This window comes from Pseudomonas sp. Q2-TVG4-2, from assembly GCF_013620795.1.
Taxonomy (GTDB): domain Bacteria; phylum Pseudomonadota; class Gammaproteobacteria; order Pseudomonadales; family Pseudomonadaceae; genus Stutzerimonas.
This window is the reverse complement of record NZ_LGLW01000017.1, coordinates 13,032-29,627: the sequence shown is the minus strand read 5'-3', so window position 1 is coordinate 29,627 and position 16,596 is coordinate 13,032. Positions and strand designations below refer to the sequence as shown.

Sequence of the window (16,596 nt, the reverse complement as noted above, 5' to 3'; positions counted from 1 at the left end):
ATTCGAACACTCGACCCCTTGCACCCCATGCGGGTGTGACTAGTCGTAAGCTTTTGATTTTTAATCATTATACAAAAGGCGTTCGCTGCAAACAGTGCCGAATAATACCTAACGATCATCAGCGAATCCCCGCAAACCCCCCTCATCAAATCCTTGCGTTCAGGTCGTTTTTCCAAACGGGCGAGGGCCGGAGTGCTCAGACGCAGCGGATTCTACTCATAGCATGAGCCGAATAATCGATCCATTCGGCTCAAGCACTTCCATCAAGCAAATGTGTGCTGTCGTTTTCTTGGGTAAAAGCGAAGCCCTGGTCGCGAATCAGCCAGTCGACTCAAGGCCCCAATGGATCTAGCCTCAACGTGCCATAAAAGGAGGATATGCACATGCTTTCCCACAGATCTATGGATTAAGCCGTTAATGCCCCTACCCCCACATCGGTCGGATTGAACCACTGTATGGCGTTGCACTACGTCTGAACTGGCTGCGCTTGGTTGAGCCTCTCACGGAACGCACGACTCTATGCCTAACGACGATGTCAGATCGAGCGCTTGGCTGCCGGAAATATCCTTAAGCGGAGCAACGGCTACGCATGTCGCGTGATCCCAGCAACTGGCGGCTGGTGTCTTGAGTCGGCCAATTCTCCTGTTCGGGCGGTCAGCCATGCGTCCTTGAGTCGTCGTGAATCCTGACGGGATTGGACCTGGGCCCGCAACCGTTCGCACCGAACATTTTCCCCGCCGGCGAGCGGCTTCCTCGCGCAACAAATTGTTCGGAGCTCAAGGTCCTTCTCTACGTTTCGGCTGCATTGGCAGTGCGTTCGGCCCTCACCCGTCGACCGGTTCACAACAAGGACGCGATGGGCGCGACCTTGAATCCGAAAGGAGCACATCATGGCCATCATCGGCACCTTTACCACCTCTAAAGACGGCTTCACCGGCACCCTGCGCACCCTCTCGTTCCAGGCGAAGGTCAACTTCGTGCCCAACAACAAGAGCAGCGAGAACGCCCCCGACTACCGAATTCTGGCATCTGGCGGATACGAGATTGGCGCAGCTTGGGAAAAGCTCAGCCAGTCCGACCGTCCTTACCTGTCGGTCAGCATCGATGATCCGGCTCTACCTGCCACTGTCTACGCGAACCTTATCGAGGGCGATGAAGGCAGCCACACTCTGATCTGGAGTCGAAAAGCCGAGTGATCGGCAACAGCGCCCTGCCCTGGCAGGGCGTGTTTCGACACAGAAAGCCGCACGGCGACACTCGACATACGCCGCGACAAGGCAATCAGATGCAGCACGTCGTTCTGGATTCAGGTCCACAAAAGCGTGAGGATTTACTGGTTACACAAGGGCCGAGGTCTGCAAGCATACGTCGAAGCCGCCTCTAGTAACGGCGCTTCGGCAAGTGGCAGCTGCGAACTGGCGGCTGCCCCTCACCTAATTAGCGTTCGCTCAATTGACCTCCATAGCCGGCGCACCGCAACGCTCCTTGGGGGGAGCGATGGCATCCGCTAATGCAGCATGACCACAAACTGGCGCTTACCAGTTATTCTCGCTCAAGGTGCCGAGCGTCCGAACTAACCGCTTCCATGATCGAAAGGAGCTCTTCCAACAGATCGGCGTGGTGTCGCTGCAGATAACCTGCAATTGCTTCGTTTCTCAGGATCCGCAGCAGATATCCCTTCGCGACGACCAACACCAGCATGGTCTCCCCCAGGGTATCCTCGACCTGCTTATAGTCGTGCTGCAAATTTTCCATCTCCCGCTCCATACGCGCGATGTCCAGAGCGTTAGCATCGCCCGTTGGCCTTTTCTTCTCTTCGACGAGCATTTCGGGACGCGTCGCTGCGAGGACCATTTGCGCGTAGTTCTGCGTGAAGCAGTTGGCCGAAATCATCATCTCCACGGTCTCGATCTGCCGCATCGGCTTCATCTTACGTAGCACGCGAAATACCTCATGGGCGATCATCCTGACCTTGAGCATTTCGGCGACTTCTGGAGCGATCCCATTGAGAAGGTTCTGCCGTTGACGAATGCGGTCGACATTGACCCCAAGAACCCGTGCTATCCGAGCGGGTTCAATTCCCTTTTTCAAGGCCGCCATAATCATTTTGTGTTCTTGGATCGGAGTCAGACGGTTGATTTGTCGGTTGTAGGTAAACCCTTCGTCGTCGGTTGAAATCAGGCATAGCGCATCCACTCCACCTAGCTCTTTTAAGGCCTCTAAGCGAAGGTGCCCATCGAGGAGAATGTAGGAAGACACACCACCTGCGGCGACCGGCTGCGGATGAACCGCTAACGGCTCGATCATCCCCAGCTCACGAATCGAGCTGAGAATACTTGCGTACTTCTTACTGCCTTGGACGGCTTTGTCGAATTGACGTGTTGGCAGTATTCGCGTCAGTGGAATCGCAACGACATGCTGCTCGAACGCCTGCTTCACATGTCCCATCAGGAAGCCTCACGAGGCATACGGTCGGCCAAAGGCCGTGGCATATCCTGAATGTCCTGGTTTCGCAGCAAGGCCGCAAAATAGTCATCAGCAAACAACTTTCGCATGGCAGTGATGATGATCAGCAAGCGTTGTTCGTTTATGTCCGCCTTTTTGATCATAACCTTCTGGCGTCTAACCTCAGCTTGATAGGCGTTGAGCAGCTTTTGAGGAGTGGTCAGACGATCGGAGTTGGAATGCTGACCGTAGCGCCTTCCCAAGACATTACGCCTATCGATAAGACGGCGAACCTTGATCAGCTGCTCTCCTCTCAACACGCCTGTCTCATAGGCCTCAATCATGGCCTGCTGAATTTCACCATCGTCGGACCGAGCGATTTCCGTCGCTATCTTGATGGGCAGCCAACCTTTCTCGACGGCGCCAATCAATCGCTCTTCTCCCTGACGTAGCAGCAGCAGAATTCCGTTGATGTACGTTACGTCAAGGCTCGTTTTGCTAGCGATTTCCTTGGCCGAGTAGCCTCGTTCTGCGAGGATCTGGATTGAAATTAGCAGATCCCGGTTTGAATGCTTCCGGCGCGCCAGATTTTCCACCAAGCCGATTAGAAACCGATCTGCCTCGCTGGCATTCACCACGATGCAGGGAATCCTCGTTTCGCCGAGTGCCTGAAACGCTTCGAAACGGCCTTGGCCGCAGACGAGTTCGTAATTCTTGTCCTGGCTATCCGCAGCGTGCGCAACCGTTATCGGTCGCTTGAGCCCGATGACGGATATGTTCTCGACCAGCTTTGCAAAAACCTGCTTGTTGCGATTACGGGGATTCAGCACCCGGATTTGATCAAGTGCAATGAGCTGGATCGCGGACACATCAGCGATATGCAACGATGCTTTTTCGTGGAGGAAGGTCGTTGTCATGCTGCCCTCCGGTAGGCAGCTCGGCGTGACAGTTCCGCAAGTACCTCCAACGTGTCGAAGCGGTATATGTCTATCTCGGCCTGATTGCTTTCAGCCACTCGCAGCTGCAGTGAAGGCATATCGATCGTCGGAAGGATGTAGTAGTCGAGCGCGTCTCTTCCGTCCTCGGTCATGCGCACCGCTACAGTAATATCGGGACTGAGACCCAGGTCGAAGCGAATCTTCCAACGTCTGGATCCTCCAGAGGTGAATTGGCACCGGCACAGTACGAGGGACAGCAGCAGCTCTTGGTTGATCATCAGCAGATCCGTATCAGGATTTACCTCGACCCGACCGCCGACGGCTGCAATGTCGGCTATCGTCTGCTGCAATACGATCGGATGCAGTTCGCGCAGCCGCCGATTGGCTTCAATGTATTGGTAGTTACGGCTGGGTGTGTAGCCGACCAGCGAGTAGCACCGAAGCAAACTACCGAACCTATGTTGATAGGCGCTGCTTGACGGGCATCCTTCCGCCTCATCGATTACCAGCCCGGACAAGAATCCACAGCGCCTGTAGATGCCCTCTAGGAGCCTGAGCATTTCCTCGTCAGCCATGCGGTATGAGCGAGCGCGGATAATCTCCTGGGCAGCCCTGAATAGCAGGCTGCTGACGACGGGTTGGAAGACCCCATCCGCTCTTATCCATTGCTCAGGCTTGTTTCGTACGCGCGTCTGCTTCAGCTTGAAGGAAAAGCGGTTCCAAACGTTGTTCCCGATATATTTTTCATTGATCAGCACTTGGTGCACAGCGCCTCTCGACCAGCGACGTGAGTGGTCCGTTAGAACGCCGCGGGTATTCAGCCAATCGGCAATTTCGCACTCGGTTCTGCCCTGCTCGACGAATAGTCGATAGATCCACTGAACCACCTCGACCTCGTCTTCTGGCCCAGGAACCAGCACAACCCGATCAGTCTGGATGCTCTTGTGCTCACCGGGCCCCAACTGGTTTTTGGGCGAACCCGATGAGTCTACCAACTGGCGCCTTAGGCCAAACCCAGCGGGACCACCCTGTCTGTATCCCATTTCTATAAGGCGGGACTGACCGGTGAATACCTTGACCGAGAGCTCACGACTGTACTCCCCCGCCATCATCCGCTTGACGCTTTTAATGATGTTAGAAACTGGCGAACCATCATTGGTGAATTGCTCTGCGCAGTACTGAACCGAAACGCCCATCTGGCGACAGCGCACTTCGTAGCTGGCGCTAATGTCTGGATCCTGAAAGCGGCCCCATCGACTGACGTCGTAGACCAGTACCGTTGAGTAACTGGCCACTCCGCTCTCGACGTCTCGGAAGAGTTGCTTAAGGGCATCGCGGCCTTCCAGGCTAAGGCCGCTTTTCCCCGCATCGGTGTATGTCTGAACAATATCCAGAGAGTGGGCGGCGGCGTATAGCCGGATGGTATCGAGCTGGTTTTGCGTCGAGTACTGCTGATGCTCTGTGGACATCCGGACATACGCGGCCGCCAGCGATGAGCCGGGAACCTTCTGTTCGGTGTAGCCAATGTTTCTCTGCATCGACAACTCGCCCCAAGAGGGTCAACGTTAAAGTAGCGGCTGGGAGTGATCAGCTAGTAACCGCAGGGCCGTTCAATCGCTTTCAAAAAGATAGAAGACGGAGAGCTGAAAAATGGTTACGAAAACGGGCAATTCTTTTCTCAGTCGTGAGCAGTACGCAGCCGGTCTCGCCAAGGCATTGCGTGCGGAACTGGGTGCCACCCACCAGGCGACCAAGACGCTAATGCGCTGGACGAACGCCAACGAAAGGACGGTGAAGAACTGGATGGCAGGCACCAGCGGCCCCAGGGGGGAGCATCTAGTTGCCCTAATCAGACACTCCGACCTGGCGCTGGCAGCAATACTCTGTATGGCAGAGCGACCATTTGCGGGAACGGTTCTGGAGCTACCGTTGCTAAGGAGGAAGCTTCAGGCGGCGGTAGAAGGCATTGACGCCTTTCTGTACCTCGGCGGCCTGCGGGACCCGTTGCATTTTTCTAGCTAGGCCCGGCGATGCGCCGGCCCGTTTGTCCAAGCCGGTCACATTCTTAAATGTCGTCGCTTTACCCGTTTCGACCGTCCGATAACGTTCCGCGCCTGGAAAACAGGGAGGTTCTCCAATGACGACGAAACATCCATTTCGAAGCGCCCGCGCCGAACTCGAGTGCGCGTTCGCTCCCTTCGCCGGCAGCTACCAACACGATCAGTCGAGTGTTCGGCTCCGCCTGTATGAGCGGGAAACCAACCAGACCCAACTCGTCGTCGCAGGGGTACCCTTCTATCAACTCTCGACCAGGCAGAACCTGGCAAAGCTGGTAGATGAGCTCCGGCATGAACTTAATGGGACCGTATTACGTCTGTGATCTCCACCGGCCTTGGCAACCGGGGAAGCTACGAAAAAACCAGTGATCTATTGAGGCGACGTTGTTCCAAGCGCGAAGCAGGAGGTCACCGCCGACGTTCAAGTAACGCACGTTGAAGATCCTAGCGCTGATCATTTTCGTCTAGGGTGTGCTGTTGCTTCCGGCCCTTCAATTTCCTTCATATCTGGAATCGCCGGCCGGCCTCCTGTTGGCTGGTCCAATGTGATCGGCGTTCAATAAACTGGGCATTCCTGGTCTTCTGGAGCATGACGGCCGCTGCGGTTCGGGCTGGTGCCCACACATTGTTTGGCTGGTTCTTTTTTCGCCGTCGTTTGGCTCATTGCTGCCTGGCTTGTTGCCTGGACATCAGCTCGTTGGCTGGCCGTGTAGCTAGGCGCTAGGGGCGGTTTGAAAATTCGCCTGAGAAAGCCCTAAAGCTCAATGCCGCTGCGGTGATCACCCGAGCGGGCATCCAGAGCCAAGCGAGGCGGATAAACGGCTGACAGGGCGGCTGAAGGAAGCAATGGGACTCGTGGATGTGCGAACGCTGGATCACTTATGGCGGGTCACGAGCGGGTGTCACTCGCGGAGCTTGGTCTGCTCTAGTAGCAGAGGGGACTTCCGCCCCCTTTTCTCAACATCGGCGTGTAGCGGCTGCCCCAATAAGGGCCCTCGCTAAACGCGGGGTCCGCCTCAAAAACAAATATTTGGTTGGCGCGCCAGAGCAGCGCTGCTACTCAACCGACTCGATATGCCAACTCCACTTGCCCAAGACGCTGTCCTCATGAGTCGGCAGGAACATCCCATAGTCGCCTGCGCGCCGAATACGCCCTCCTGCTTGAGCACAAGCCGCTTTAGGTTCTGGATATTCCGGATGACCACCGCTTCATGGATCGAGAACTGGTGGATGTAGTGGTCAACCCATCCCGGACAGTGAGTTAAGTTTCTCTTCGGCCACCGCTGGCGGTAGCCCACCGTTGAATTGATGCGGTCTGATCCAGTTGTAGCGGTGCATCAGGTAGTGGCTGATATCCCGCTGAGCTTCCTGTGCCGTCAGGTAGCCAGTTGCCGGAATCCACTCTGACTTTAAGCTGCGAAACAGGCGCTCCATCGGCGAATTGTCCCAGCAGTTTCCTCGGCGGCTCATGCTCTGCTGCATCCGGTAGCGCCATAGCCGCTGCCGGAAAAACGGCTGGCGTACTGGCTGCCCTGATCAGAATGAAACAGCACCTGCTGTGGCTTGCCGCGCTGCTCGTAGGCCATATCGAGGGCTTTGATTACCAGCTCGGCATCCGGTTTGGCGGAGAACGCCCAGCCAACCACCCGACGCGTGTGCAGATCCAATACCGCGGCCAGGTAATGCCAACGACCTTGCGCCCAGACGTAGGTAATGTCGCCGCACCACACTTGGTTCGAGCGCTGGACAGCGGAATCGCGGTTCAGTCGATTCGGGATATCTGGCCGCTCAACCGTGGCCTGCTTGTAGGCGTGCGAGCCCGGCTGCTTGCAGACCAGCCCCAACTCACACATCAGTCGACGCACACGGAAACGGCCAATCGTCACGCCGTCCTCGCGCAGCATGCCCAGGATGCTTCGGCTGCCGGCCGAGCCTCGGCTTTGGCTAAACAACTCGTTGACCCGACTACGTAGCGCGACGCGACGAGCATCGACACGGCGACGTCGAAGGCGATGGGCGTAGTAGCAAGACCGCGCCACATCGAAGGCTGAACAGACCACTTACCGCACCAGACCTCGTTCGGCGCCGACACGCTGAACGCTCGATCCAACACATTCGGGATTCCCGGCCGTTCCACCGTAGCCTTCTTGCGGGCATGTGAATGGGGTTGTTTGCTGACCAGGTTCATCCCGTTCATCAACTTGCGCACCTTGTGCCCATCGACAACAACCAAGTCGAGAACCAGATACGACCATGGGCGCTTGGCAGCTCGAACTGGTTGTTTGCCGAGTCGCTACGCAGCGGTAAACAGGCGGCAGCAATCGTGAGTCTGTTCCAATCGGCGCGCATGAATGGACATGATCCGTATGCTTATCTCAAAGATGTGCTGACGCGGCTGCGACACAGCGGGCCCGTGAGATCGGGAAACTGCTACCGCATCAGTGGATGCCGGCCTGACTTACTAAACGAGAGTTTTGAATGGACGACATTTCGAGAATCCAATCGATTATTTCAAGTGACCCCGTACGTTGGCGTTTACTTGAAATTGTTGACTCGCTGAAATTGCCAGATTGCTGGATCGGAGCAGGTTTCGTTCGAAACGCAGTTTGGGATTATTTGCACGGACGCGCTCCGTCCCCAGTATCAACAGACGTTGACGTCATCTGGTTCGATGCTGAACGCTGCACCCCCGAGGAAGATGCAGCATTCGAGGCCGTCCTTAGCGGATTAAAACCGACCGTAAAGTGGTCTGTAAATCAAGCGCGAATGCATATTGAAGGAGGCGCTGGGTCTGGTTGATGTCCGGACGCTCGATCATGTCATTATCGCCGGTCACGAACGGGTATCGTTCGCGGAACTGGGGCTGCTCTAAAGGCAGTGGGGGCTTCGCCCCCTTTTAGCCGATGGCCAAGGCTGGCCGCTCCTGAGGCTGCTCATGCGTAGAGCCACAAATAGGCGGAAACATTCAGTTGCCCAGACACTGGATGAGCGAGGTTCTTTAAGCGTCATAAATGCTCCCACGGAGTTCCTGCAAACCTGATCAAAAAAATCCCAACAACGCACGGGAAAACTCTTCGCCGAACATAGGCCGTTGCGGAAAGCTCGCGGGCTGACCTGCGCCAAGAATCTGGAGATAGCCCGATTCGACACGGTAGACAAGATCCGGACGCTGCCGATGAATCGTGATTGCCTGATCGAGCAGGACATAAACACGACCATTTGCCTATCCCTTCTGGTAAGGAGGAACGGTGTCCGGAGTTTCAGAGCCTGTCTAACCCTAGCAGGTCCGATGTTCACTCGGACGAGTTACTGACCGACCTCGAATGATCGCTGTTAGGCGTGTCACATTCCAAAGCGGAATGCATAAGCGACTAAATTTCTGTTGTCTGTTTTAGCTTGGGTATGAACAATGACGAAAAGCTCTTGCCATGCGGACTCGCCCACGTGCCGACGTGTCTGCACCACCCCGAGTACATCGCCTCGCCCGGGGATACAAAACAATAAGACTGGATACAGGAGAGAGTATGAAACCTACCCTTCACATCACTTTGGTCGGTCTCGCCGCTGGCATGCTGTTGGCCGGCTGCGGCGAAAACGGTCCAAACAAGCCGAATATTGCTATCGGTCCACCTGCAAGTACCACCCAGAACGTGTCGCAAATGATTTTCGATGCCTATGGCATCGACAAGGATGCCTATACCACCTATCAGGAAGGCTTCGGCGCAGCTCTGGACGGCGTGCAGGATGGCAACATCGATGTTTCGATTGGTATTCTGGGTTTGCCCTCGGGAAGCATCGAGAACCTCCAAGCGGCTGCTGGCGACGCCCGTTTGGTCAGCCTCAGCGACGCGGCAATCGAGTATCTAGAAGCTAACAGCGCCTATCGCCGTTTCACCATCCCCGCTGGCAGCTATAACTTTCAAGACGAGGACGTCAACACGATCACTGCTTATGCTGTGCTAGTGGGCAATACCAGCACAATAAGCGAGGAACTCGGCTACGAGCTGGCCAAAGTGATGCACGAGCATGCTGAAGAAAATACCCATGCTCAGTCGTCGTTCATAACATTGAAGAACGCTCTGAATGGCTCCGAAGGGCTGCCAATCCATCCTGGTGCCAAGCGCTATTACCAAGAGCAAGGCCTGACCGTCGGCAATCCGGTGGCAACCCTCGGTGACATCACTCAGAAGCAGGAGTTCATCCTTGGCACCGGTAGCCAAGGTGGAACCTACTACCCGCTAGGCGGCGAAATGGCCACCATCTGGAATCGACATCTGAGTGGTCGGAACTTCACGAATATCGAAACCGGCGCCTCCATTGAAAACCTAGTCAGCATCCGAGACGGCCGCATGGACCTTGGCATGACCGTCCACGCACCAGCACAAGACGCCGTTGCGGGTCAGGGCGAGTTCAAGGAGGCACAGGTAACCAACGTAGCCTTTATTGGCCACATTTATCCAGAGGTGATTCAGATCGTTACTCGAGAAAGCTCGGACTTCAAAGCCTTCGATGATCTTGCCAACTAATTTGACTTCATCCGAAGCCGCCGGGACCCGGCGGCATTTCACTCGCGAGGCCTTGGAACCGTGATAAAAAAAAAGCTGACGATACGGTAGCGCTCGAAGGATACAGCCGCGAGACGGACACCCGCCCCTACCTCGGCAAGTGGGCTTGGCTGGTAACGCTCATGGGCGTAACCCTGACGTGCTTCCACCTCTATACGGGCTACTTCGGAACTCTTCCTTCCCAACTTCAAGGTGCCGTTCACCTAGGCCTAGCCCTAGGCATGATATTTATCCTTTATCCGGCTACTCGGGGAAAGGGCAATCGGACCCAGGTGCCCATTTACGATGTCATCCTGGCCTTCGCAGCCACTTTCACCGCTTACTACAAAATCCTGTTCTACGAAGAGGTATTGCGTGCCCGGGTCACGGGCTACTCGACTTTGGATCTGACCACGGCCGTTCTCGGCGTGCTCTTCGTGCTGGAGGCGACCCGCCGCACCGTCGGCGTCCCCATTGTGATCATGGCCGGCCTAGCCATCGGCTATGCACTATTCGGTAATTTCATTCCCACCCAGTTGCTCTCGCACTCGGGTTTCGCACTGAGCGAGATATCGCCGTATCTATGGTTCCGTGAAAGTGGAGTCTTCGGCACTCCCCTTCAAATTTCGGCGCGCTTCATCTTCCTTTTCCTATTCTTCGGCGTGGTACTGATGCATACCGGAGTGGGCCAGTATTTCAACGACCTAGCTTTCGCTATTACTGGCCGTTTTACGGGCGGTGCGGGCAAGGCCGCGGTTGTGGCCAGCTGCCTACAGGGCATGATTTCCGGCAGCTCCATCGGTAATACCGTAGCCTCCGGCTCGTTCACCATACCGATGATGAAGAATGCTCGTTTCAGGCCCGAAGTGGCCGGTGCGGTAGAAGCCTCGGCCTCGACAGGCGGCCAGATCATGCCGCCGCTGATGGGAGCTGCTGCCTTCATTATGGTGGAGTACGTCGGAGTCTCCTACCGCGAGATCATGATCTCAGCCCTCATTCCCGCCCTGCTCTATTTTGTGGGTATCTTCATCGGTGTACATTTTGAGGCCAAGCGCCACCACATCCTTGGTTTACCCAAGGAGCAATTGCCGAGCAAGCGCCGGTTGATGCTGGAAAAGGGCTATATGTTGCTGCCCCTGTTCGCAATAGTGAGCACCATCATGCTCGGCTTCACGGCCCAGCGCGCCGCCCTGTTGGGTATCGCCTGTGCTTTCGCGGTAAGCCTTATTCGTAAGGATACTCGCCCGTCTCTGATCGGCCTGCTGAAGATCGTTGAGCAAGGCGCTCGGGTCGCCCTTCCGGTGATTGCAGCTGTCGCTAGCGCCGGCATCATCGCCGGGGTGGTGGGTATGACGGGCCTTGGATCGAAGTTCGCCGCTGGCATCATCAGCCTGGCCGACGGAGTACTTATTCTGGCGCTATTGTTTACCATGCTGGCTTGTATCGTACTGGGCATGGGCCTGCCAACTACTGCCAATTATGTTGTAACCGCCACGATTGCCGCCCCCGCCTTGATCAACGAGTTCGGTCTGGCACCCATCGCCGTTCACCTCTTCGTGTTCTATTTCGGCATCATCGCGGATATCACGCCTCCGGTCTGCCTGGCTGCGTTTGCCGGGGCCGGTATTGCCGGGGCGAACCCCATGAAAACTGGATTCACAGCGGTGAAACTGGCCATCGGCGCCTTCATCATCCCCTATGCCTTTATATACAACCCAATGCTGGTCATGGTGGACGCTACCGTGCCCGGCCTGCTTGCAACAGTACTCTTCGCGCTGCTTGGCATCATGGGAGTCAGCAGCGCCATGATCGGACACCTGATAAGAGACTCCCTGCCCTGGGAACGTTTGGTATTGTTGGCGGCCGGGTTGGCCATGGTTGTGCCTGAACTGGTGACCAGCGGCATCGGGCTGCTGGCCATGGCCGCTGTGGTTTGGATACAGTCACGGCGTCCCGCCCATGCGAATCTTGAATCTCTGGCATCTTAAGCCAAACCCAGCGAGCCCAGGGCATCGCCTCGGCAACGTATGCCGGGCGCCCGGACGTCTATCAGGAGCCACATGTTTGACCTCACGCACTCTACCGTCAACCGCCGCTATGCAGTGCTTCGAGGCGGCGGCCCGCCATATGAGCTTTACACGCGCCGCTGACGAGCTGAGCTTGACTCAAAGTGCAGTCAGCAAACAGGTGGCCCAGCTCGAGACCCATCTACAACACAAACTGTTTCGGCGTGTGCGGCGCAACCTGCTGCTGACTCCGGAGGGCGCGATCTTCCTGAGCGACGTCCGTAAAGTACTGGCTCAGATCGAGATGTCGACGCGGACGATCATGACCTATAGCGGCAATAGCGAAGTGCTCAAGATCGCCACATTGCCCAGCTTCGGCGCCCGCTGGCTCGCGGACAGGCTACCCGCCTTCTTGCGCGACAACCCAATCATTAGTCTGGAGTTTCATGATCGCGTCGAGGATTTTGATCTAGAGCAGCAGGATATCGACGTCGCACTCTTCTATGGTCACGGGAGTTGGCCCAACCTGGCATGCCACAAGCTCTTGGAGGAGGAAATGATTGCAGTGGCGGCGCCCACGCTGCTGGCGCGCCATACACCCAGCAATGTCGCTGAGCTGACCGAACTCCCGCTTCTGCATTTGTCGACTCGTCCTGACGCCTGGCATCGCTGGTTTTCCGAGCAGGGAGTGGCGACAGACCGCAGCTACCATGGCACTCGCTTCGAATCGTTCCCCATGCTGGTACGTACCGCGATGGCGGGTGGCGGCGTAGCCTTGGTACCACGCTTCGTGGTGGAAGAAGATCTGCAAGACCATCGCCTAGCCATCGCCTCTCCATACCGGTTACACAGCGATAGCGCCTACTACTTGGTCTACCCGGAGCACCTCGGTGAGCTGGCTAAAGTGAGATGCTTCGTCGAGTATATCGTCGGTACGACCACTTGATCTTTCTATACTGAAGACACACCTCTTTGGGCAAGCAGCAAACGGAGCTCCCCTAATGGGGGAGCTCCGTCAGAGGCTATCAATCTTCCCTTGTTAGCCTGCCAGAGCTTCCAGCACCCACCGGCGGGAGGCCTCCTCGCGCTCGGCATATAGCGCCAACTCGTCGATAACCGGAGCACCGAGGGCGTCCTCAAAGGCGTCACGGTTGGCTGTTCCGGCATAGTCCTGACTTTCACCGCCGCCCAGGTTGGACTGGAAGATCCCCGCCGCGCTGACTGGTAGAAAGTCTTCATAAGTGATCGGATGCGCTATCACTAGGCCGCGCTCAATCAGCTCCTCCATGTCGGCGCCACTTTGCCTACCGCCGATTTTCCCCGCCTCGGTCAAGCGGTAGCAAAAGAAGGCCAGTCCTTCACTGCGCAGTGCCTCGTTAGTATCAGGAAAGTCAGCGAAGACTTCACCCAGCACACGCTGGTGTTCTTCGTTGGCCAGGCCAGAGGTCTGGCGGCGTGCTATGTTGAGCAGGTAATCGTAGCGCGCACGCCCTTTTGCAGTGAGCGCAATACCACGCTGTTCGATCTCACCGAAGCGGGCTGTATGTGTGCCCTGCTGCTTATCGGCGAAGCAAATCGGCTCCTCAAGCGCCTTGAAGCTGGTCTGGCGTAGCAAAACTGGACAATCGCGACGTGGCGGCCCTTCGATTACCTCCTTAGGGTTTATACCCACCGACGCCATGCGCCGCTGAACCTCGTCTATATCCAAGGTACGGGGCGTCAGGTGGTTGATATGGGGGCCGCGGAAGCACACCACGTCGGCGATCAGGCGATGCTCGCTCTGAAGGGCCCGGTAGGTAGCGAGGTCGACAGTGGCTTCGTGATGCCAGCGGAAAGTCTCTAGGGCCTCGATCACGAAACGCTCGGCATCGGCCTCGTTCAACCCGTGTTGGGCCTCATAGCGGGAGATCAACTCACGCACCCCGGGCGTGAAGATATCTCGCTGGGCGAGGATTTCCTCCGCGCGCTGGCGCAGCTCCGGTCTCTCGATCAGCTCCAGGCGTAGCAGGGAGGTGAAGACACGGAAGGGGTTGCGGGCCAAGGCCGCGTCCTCTATGGGCCGAAATGCAGTTGAGTGCACAGGCACGCCGGCTTCGGAGAGGTCATAATAGCCCACTGGATACATCCCCATTACCGCGAAGAGACGTCGAAGCATGACCAGCTCCTCCGCGGTACCGACGCGAATGGCGCCATGACGCTCCACACCAAGACGGGCCAGCCCACTATTAACGCCGAGCCGCTCAGCCAGGACCGGATCCTTCTGTAGGACCTCCCGATTAACCGACTCCACCAGTTCAAGCAGCGTCGAGTATTGAGGCACCTCGGCCTGGTACATGGCCGACATAGCGTTAGAGAAGCGATCTCGAATCTCATCGTATGAAAGAAAGTCTTTGCTCATGGCTCGTGCCTCACGCTCGTGATAAGAAGAACGCAGCTTGATAGGTCAGTGACTGATGTCCGCAGCGCACCGATGGCAAATATCGTGCAGTTGGCGGGTTACATGACGCCCTCACTCTCTAAGCCGACGGCCTCAAAACACTGCAATCGCAAGCACCCAGCTTCGAAGTGCTCGATACCCTGGCATGTGGTCATGCCTGCAGCGAATCCATCGCCTGCTCTATCAATGTCAGGCCTTCTTTCACGATGGCCGGCTCGGCGGTTAGCGGCAGCAACAGCCGCAACACGTTACGCTTGCGCCCGCTAGGCATTAGAAGCACGCCCGCCTCACGCCCTGTCTCTAGCAGCGCTGCCAGATAATCGGCTCCAGTGGCATTCGCGGTATCCTCAAACACTATGCCTCGCATCGCGCCTATCCCGGTCAGAGCCCCCAGCATGGGGAAGCGACCACTGCCCCGCCAGCGCTCGTGGGCCTCGAGGATTAAGGCCTCTTGGCATTTGGCCCAGGCCGAGAGGCTTTCTTCCCGCATCACTTCCATGACCGCTAAGGCCGCGGCGCAGGCCACCGCATTGCCGGAGTAGGTTCCGCCAAGCGCACCCTTGGGTAGGTTGTCCATGATTTCGGCACGACCTGCCACGGCGGCTAGGGGAAGCCCCGCAGCCATGCTTTTGCCCATTAAAAGCAGGTCGGGCTCGATGCCGAGGCGGGTAAATGCGAAAGGCGTGCCGGTGCGTCCGAAACCAGACTGAATCTCGTCAAAGATCAACAATATTCCGTGGCGATGACAGATTTCGCGAAGCGCCAACGCAAAATCAGGGCAAAGCACGCGGAAGCCACCCTCCCCTTGCACCGGCTCAACGATGATACAAGCTACTTCTTCGGCGGAAACTTCTACCTCGAACAGGCGGACCAGCGCCTTGAGGGCCTCGTCCGCTGATATTCCACTATCACGACTGGGAAACGGCAGATGAAAAACAGTGCCTGGCAGGCTGCCCAGCCCAACCTTGTAGGGCTTAACCTTACCGTTGAGGTTGAGGGCCGCCAGGGTTCGCCCGTGGAAACCATCCTCGAAGGCCACCACAGCCTGGCGACCAGTCGCCCCCCGCGCCACCTTCAGGGCGTTCTCAGTAGCCTCGGCACCGCTGTTGGTTAGCATACAAGAGAGCGGGTAGGAGACCGGCACGAAACGTTCCAAGGCTTCGGCCACCGCCAGATAACCACGGTGAGGAACGGCGTTGAAGGCTGAGTGCATGAGGCGCTCAACCTGGGACTGGACAGCCGTGACAACGGCAGGATGCCCATGCCCCAAGTTGAGCACACCGATGCCACCGATGAAGTCGATATAACGCCGGCCAGTCTCATCCCAAACTTCGGCATTTCTGCCATGCTCGATGCACAAGGGGTGAACGATGCCGAGTGAACGGCTGATGTAGGGGAGCTCCATAGCGCAGCCTGTCGCCTTTGTTATCTGCCAACGTGTTGATCAGTATGGAATCAGACTAAGCAGATAGGCTGCAAACGAAAATAAGCTTCCAATCCAGTCCTAAAGGGAATAGATAGCCAGACTTGACTACGGTTGGTATGGCTACGGCGAACCTGGCATGTCTCGACTCTGCATCTCATAAAGAAGTTGGCCAAGCTACCGCTATCATGACCTGCCCCAGTTCTAGTACTGCCGCCTGGTTACTAGACCCTGGGGATTGATATCAGTTTTTCATGTTGCGATTCGTGCTGACTTGCTCGTCAATGCGCAGCGAACTCTGCCGGGGTGTGATTACCAATGATGCTTGGCGGGACCTTCAGCCTGGCGCGCACATCCTATTCATACCTCTCGGCTAGGACTTCACCGTTAGGGCAGCGCCGCCCTTGGCCCAGCGGACAGAACTGATTGCTTTGAATTGACTGATTCCAACCGAACCGCGCTCGTTACGTGCCTTGGACCCAGGCTTGGTTAGTAGCGCTTCGATGGCGGCGCGGTCAGCTTCATACATGACCTGCGCATTCATATCCATGTCCAGTAGGACCAAGAGCACTGTATCGAAGGGCTGCCTAAGGTCGATCTTTCCAACCCGCCCCGTTTGTCGCTTGAGATCAGCAACGCAACGCCCTTTGATCTGCACCCGAACGAGTTTTCCATCGCAAATCTCAGTTGCGTCGTATCCGGCGGTCCGGGCCGCGTGCAGATCTAGACCTAGTATGGCAGCGGCC

12 protein-coding genes and 5 pseudogenes are annotated in these 16,596 nt (G+C 56.8%); 10 read left to right on the top strand and 7 right to left on the bottom strand.

Going from position 1 to position 16,596, the window contains the following annotated elements; all coding sequences use genetic code 11:
• The first annotated feature begins 890 nt into the window (after nucleotides 1–890).
• The gene (locus H3028_RS20595; RefSeq protein WP_181299060.1) at nucleotides 891–1,196 is read left to right on the top strand and encodes a DUF736 domain-containing protein; all 306 of its coding nucleotides are present in this window, start codon (nucleotides 891–893) and stop codon (nucleotides 1,194–1,196) included.
• Nucleotides 1,197–1,542: 346 nt separating this feature from the next.
• Here the strand turns inward: H3028_RS20595 and H3028_RS20590 are convergent, their stop codons facing one another.
• Genes H3028_RS20590 through H3028_RS20580 form a run of 3 tightly spaced genes read right to left on the bottom strand, consistent with a single transcriptional unit; the run spans nucleotide 1,543 to nucleotide 4,921 of the window.
• Nucleotides 1,543–2,448: a plasmid partitioning protein RepB C-terminal domain-containing protein gene (locus tag H3028_RS20590; protein ID WP_181299059.1), complete on the bottom strand. Its 906-nt coding sequence runs from the start codon at nucleotides 2,446–2,448 to the stop codon at nucleotides 1,543–1,545.
• Nucleotides 2,448–3,362, bottom strand: a complete 915-nt coding sequence (locus tag H3028_RS20585) for a ParB/RepB/Spo0J family partition protein (RefSeq protein WP_181299058.1) — start codon at nucleotides 3,360–3,362, stop codon at nucleotides 2,448–2,450. Before H3028_RS20585 ends, H3028_RS20590 begins: the two co-directional genes overlap by 1 nt.
• Entirely contained in the window at nucleotides 3,359–4,921 is a 1,563-nt protein-coding gene (locus tag H3028_RS20580; RefSeq protein ID WP_181299066.1) for a recombinase family protein, read from the bottom strand. Before H3028_RS20580 ends, H3028_RS20585 begins: the two co-directional genes overlap by 4 nt.
• 112 nt (nucleotides 4,922–5,033) lie before the next feature.
• On the opposite strand from H3028_RS20580, the gene H3028_RS20575 reads away from it, so the two are divergent.
• From H3028_RS20575 to H3028_RS21430, 3 genes and pseudogenes are all read left to right on the top strand, one after another.
• On the top strand, nucleotides 5,034–5,405 hold the full coding sequence (locus tag H3028_RS20575; RefSeq protein WP_181299057.1) for a hypothetical protein: 372 nt from the start codon (nucleotides 5,034–5,036) through the stop codon (nucleotides 5,403–5,405).
• A gap of 115 nt (nucleotides 5,406–5,520) precedes the next feature.
• Nucleotides 5,521–5,763 (top strand): DUF1652 domain-containing protein, encoded by a 243-nt coding sequence (locus H3028_RS21725; RefSeq protein WP_181299056.1) that lies wholly within the window; start codon nucleotides 5,521–5,523, stop codon nucleotides 5,761–5,763.
• Between the two features lie 454 nt (nucleotides 5,764–6,217).
• A pseudogene (locus tag H3028_RS21430) lies at nucleotides 6,218–6,369 on the top strand (JAB domain-containing protein); the annotation flags it as partial.
• A 310-nt stretch (nucleotides 6,370–6,679) separates the two neighbouring features.
• Here H3028_RS21430 and H3028_RS20560 read toward each other — a convergent pair.
• Nucleotides 6,680–7,500 (bottom strand): annotated as a pseudogene (locus H3028_RS20560) (IS3 family transposase); the annotation flags it as partial.
• Nucleotides 7,501–7,652: 152 nt separating this feature from the next.
• On the opposite strand from H3028_RS20560, the pseudogene H3028_RS20550 reads away from it, so the two are divergent.
• The 6 genes and pseudogenes from H3028_RS20550 to H3028_RS20525 all read left to right on the top strand — a co-directional run.
• Nucleotides 7,653–7,897 (top strand): annotated as a pseudogene (locus H3028_RS20550) (transposase domain-containing protein); the annotation flags it as partial.
• Between the two features lie 21 nt (nucleotides 7,898–7,918).
• Nucleotides 7,919–8,239 (top strand): nucleotidyltransferase family protein, encoded by a 321-nt coding sequence (locus H3028_RS20545; RefSeq protein WP_181299055.1) that lies wholly within the window; start codon nucleotides 7,919–7,921, stop codon nucleotides 8,237–8,239.
• A pseudogene (locus tag H3028_RS20540) lies at nucleotides 8,214–8,312 on the top strand (JAB domain-containing protein); the annotation flags it as partial. The gene H3028_RS20545 and the pseudogene H3028_RS20540, both read left to right, overlap by 26 nt.
• A gap of 580 nt (nucleotides 8,313–8,892) precedes the next feature.
• Nucleotides 8,893–9,966 (top strand): TAXI family TRAP transporter solute-binding subunit, encoded by a 1,074-nt coding sequence (locus tag H3028_RS20535; protein WP_219920322.1) that lies wholly within the window; start codon nucleotides 8,893–8,895, stop codon nucleotides 9,964–9,966.
• 35 nt (nucleotides 9,967–10,001) lie between these two features.
• Entirely contained in the window at nucleotides 10,002–11,972 is a 1,971-nt protein-coding gene (locus H3028_RS20530) for a TRAP transporter permease (RefSeq protein WP_181299063.1), read from the top strand.
• A 76-nt stretch (nucleotides 11,973–12,048) separates the two neighbouring features.
• On the top strand, nucleotides 12,049–12,936 hold the full coding sequence (locus H3028_RS20525; RefSeq protein WP_181299054.1) for a LysR substrate-binding domain-containing protein: 888 nt from the start codon (nucleotides 12,049–12,051) through the stop codon (nucleotides 12,934–12,936).
• 93 nt (nucleotides 12,937–13,029) lie between these two features.
• Here the strand turns inward: H3028_RS20525 and H3028_RS20520 are convergent, their stop codons facing one another.
• From H3028_RS20520 to H3028_RS21720, 3 genes and pseudogenes are all read right to left on the bottom strand, one after another.
• The gene (locus H3028_RS20520) at nucleotides 13,030–14,388 is read right to left on the bottom strand and encodes a VOC family protein (RefSeq protein WP_181299053.1); all 1,359 of its coding nucleotides are present in this window, start codon (nucleotides 14,386–14,388) and stop codon (nucleotides 13,030–13,032) included.
• 190 nt (nucleotides 14,389–14,578) lie between these two features.
• Nucleotides 14,579–15,832, bottom strand: coding sequence for an aspartate aminotransferase family protein (locus tag H3028_RS20515; protein ID WP_181299052.1), 1,254 nt, complete (start codon nucleotides 15,830–15,832; stop codon nucleotides 14,579–14,581).
• Nucleotides 15,833–16,223: 391 nt separating this feature from the next.
• A pseudogene (locus H3028_RS21720) lies at nucleotides 16,224–16,595 on the bottom strand (hypothetical protein); the annotation flags it as partial.
• Between the last annotated feature and the right edge of the window lies 1 nt (nucleotide 16,596).

What these genes read in the sequence shown, in the direction of transcription:
- H3028_RS20520 (WP_181299053.1), bottom strand. Translation starts at nt 14,388, where the DNA reads ATGAGCAAAGACTTTCTTTCATACGATGAGATTCGAGATCGCTTCTCT.
- H3028_RS20575 (WP_181299057.1), top strand. Translation starts at nt 5,034, where the DNA reads ATGGTTACGAAAACGGGCAATTCTTTTCTCAGTCGTGAGCAGTACGCA.
- H3028_RS20515 (WP_181299052.1), bottom strand. Translation starts at nt 15,832, where the DNA reads ATGGAGCTCCCCTACATCAGCCGTTCACTCGGCATCGTTCACCCCTTG.
- H3028_RS20590 (WP_181299059.1), bottom strand. Translation starts at nt 2,448, where the DNA reads ATGGGACATGTGAAGCAGGCGTTCGAGCAGCATGTCGTTGCGATTCCA.
- H3028_RS21725 (WP_181299056.1), top strand. Translation starts at nt 5,521, where the DNA reads ATGACGACGAAACATCCATTTCGAAGCGCCCGCGCCGAACTCGAGTGC.
- H3028_RS20585 (WP_181299058.1), bottom strand. Translation starts at nt 3,362, where the DNA reads ATGACAACGACCTTCCTCCACGAAAAAGCATCGTTGCATATCGCTGAT.
- H3028_RS20580 (WP_181299066.1), bottom strand. Translation starts at nt 4,921, where the DNA reads ATGCAGAGAAACATTGGCTACACCGAACAGAAGGTTCCCGGCTCATCG.
- H3028_RS20595 (WP_181299060.1), top strand. Translation starts at nt 891, where the DNA reads ATGGCCATCATCGGCACCTTTACCACCTCTAAAGACGGCTTCACCGGC.
- H3028_RS20545 (WP_181299055.1), top strand. Translation starts at nt 7,919, where the DNA reads ATGGACGACATTTCGAGAATCCAATCGATTATTTCAAGTGACCCCGTA.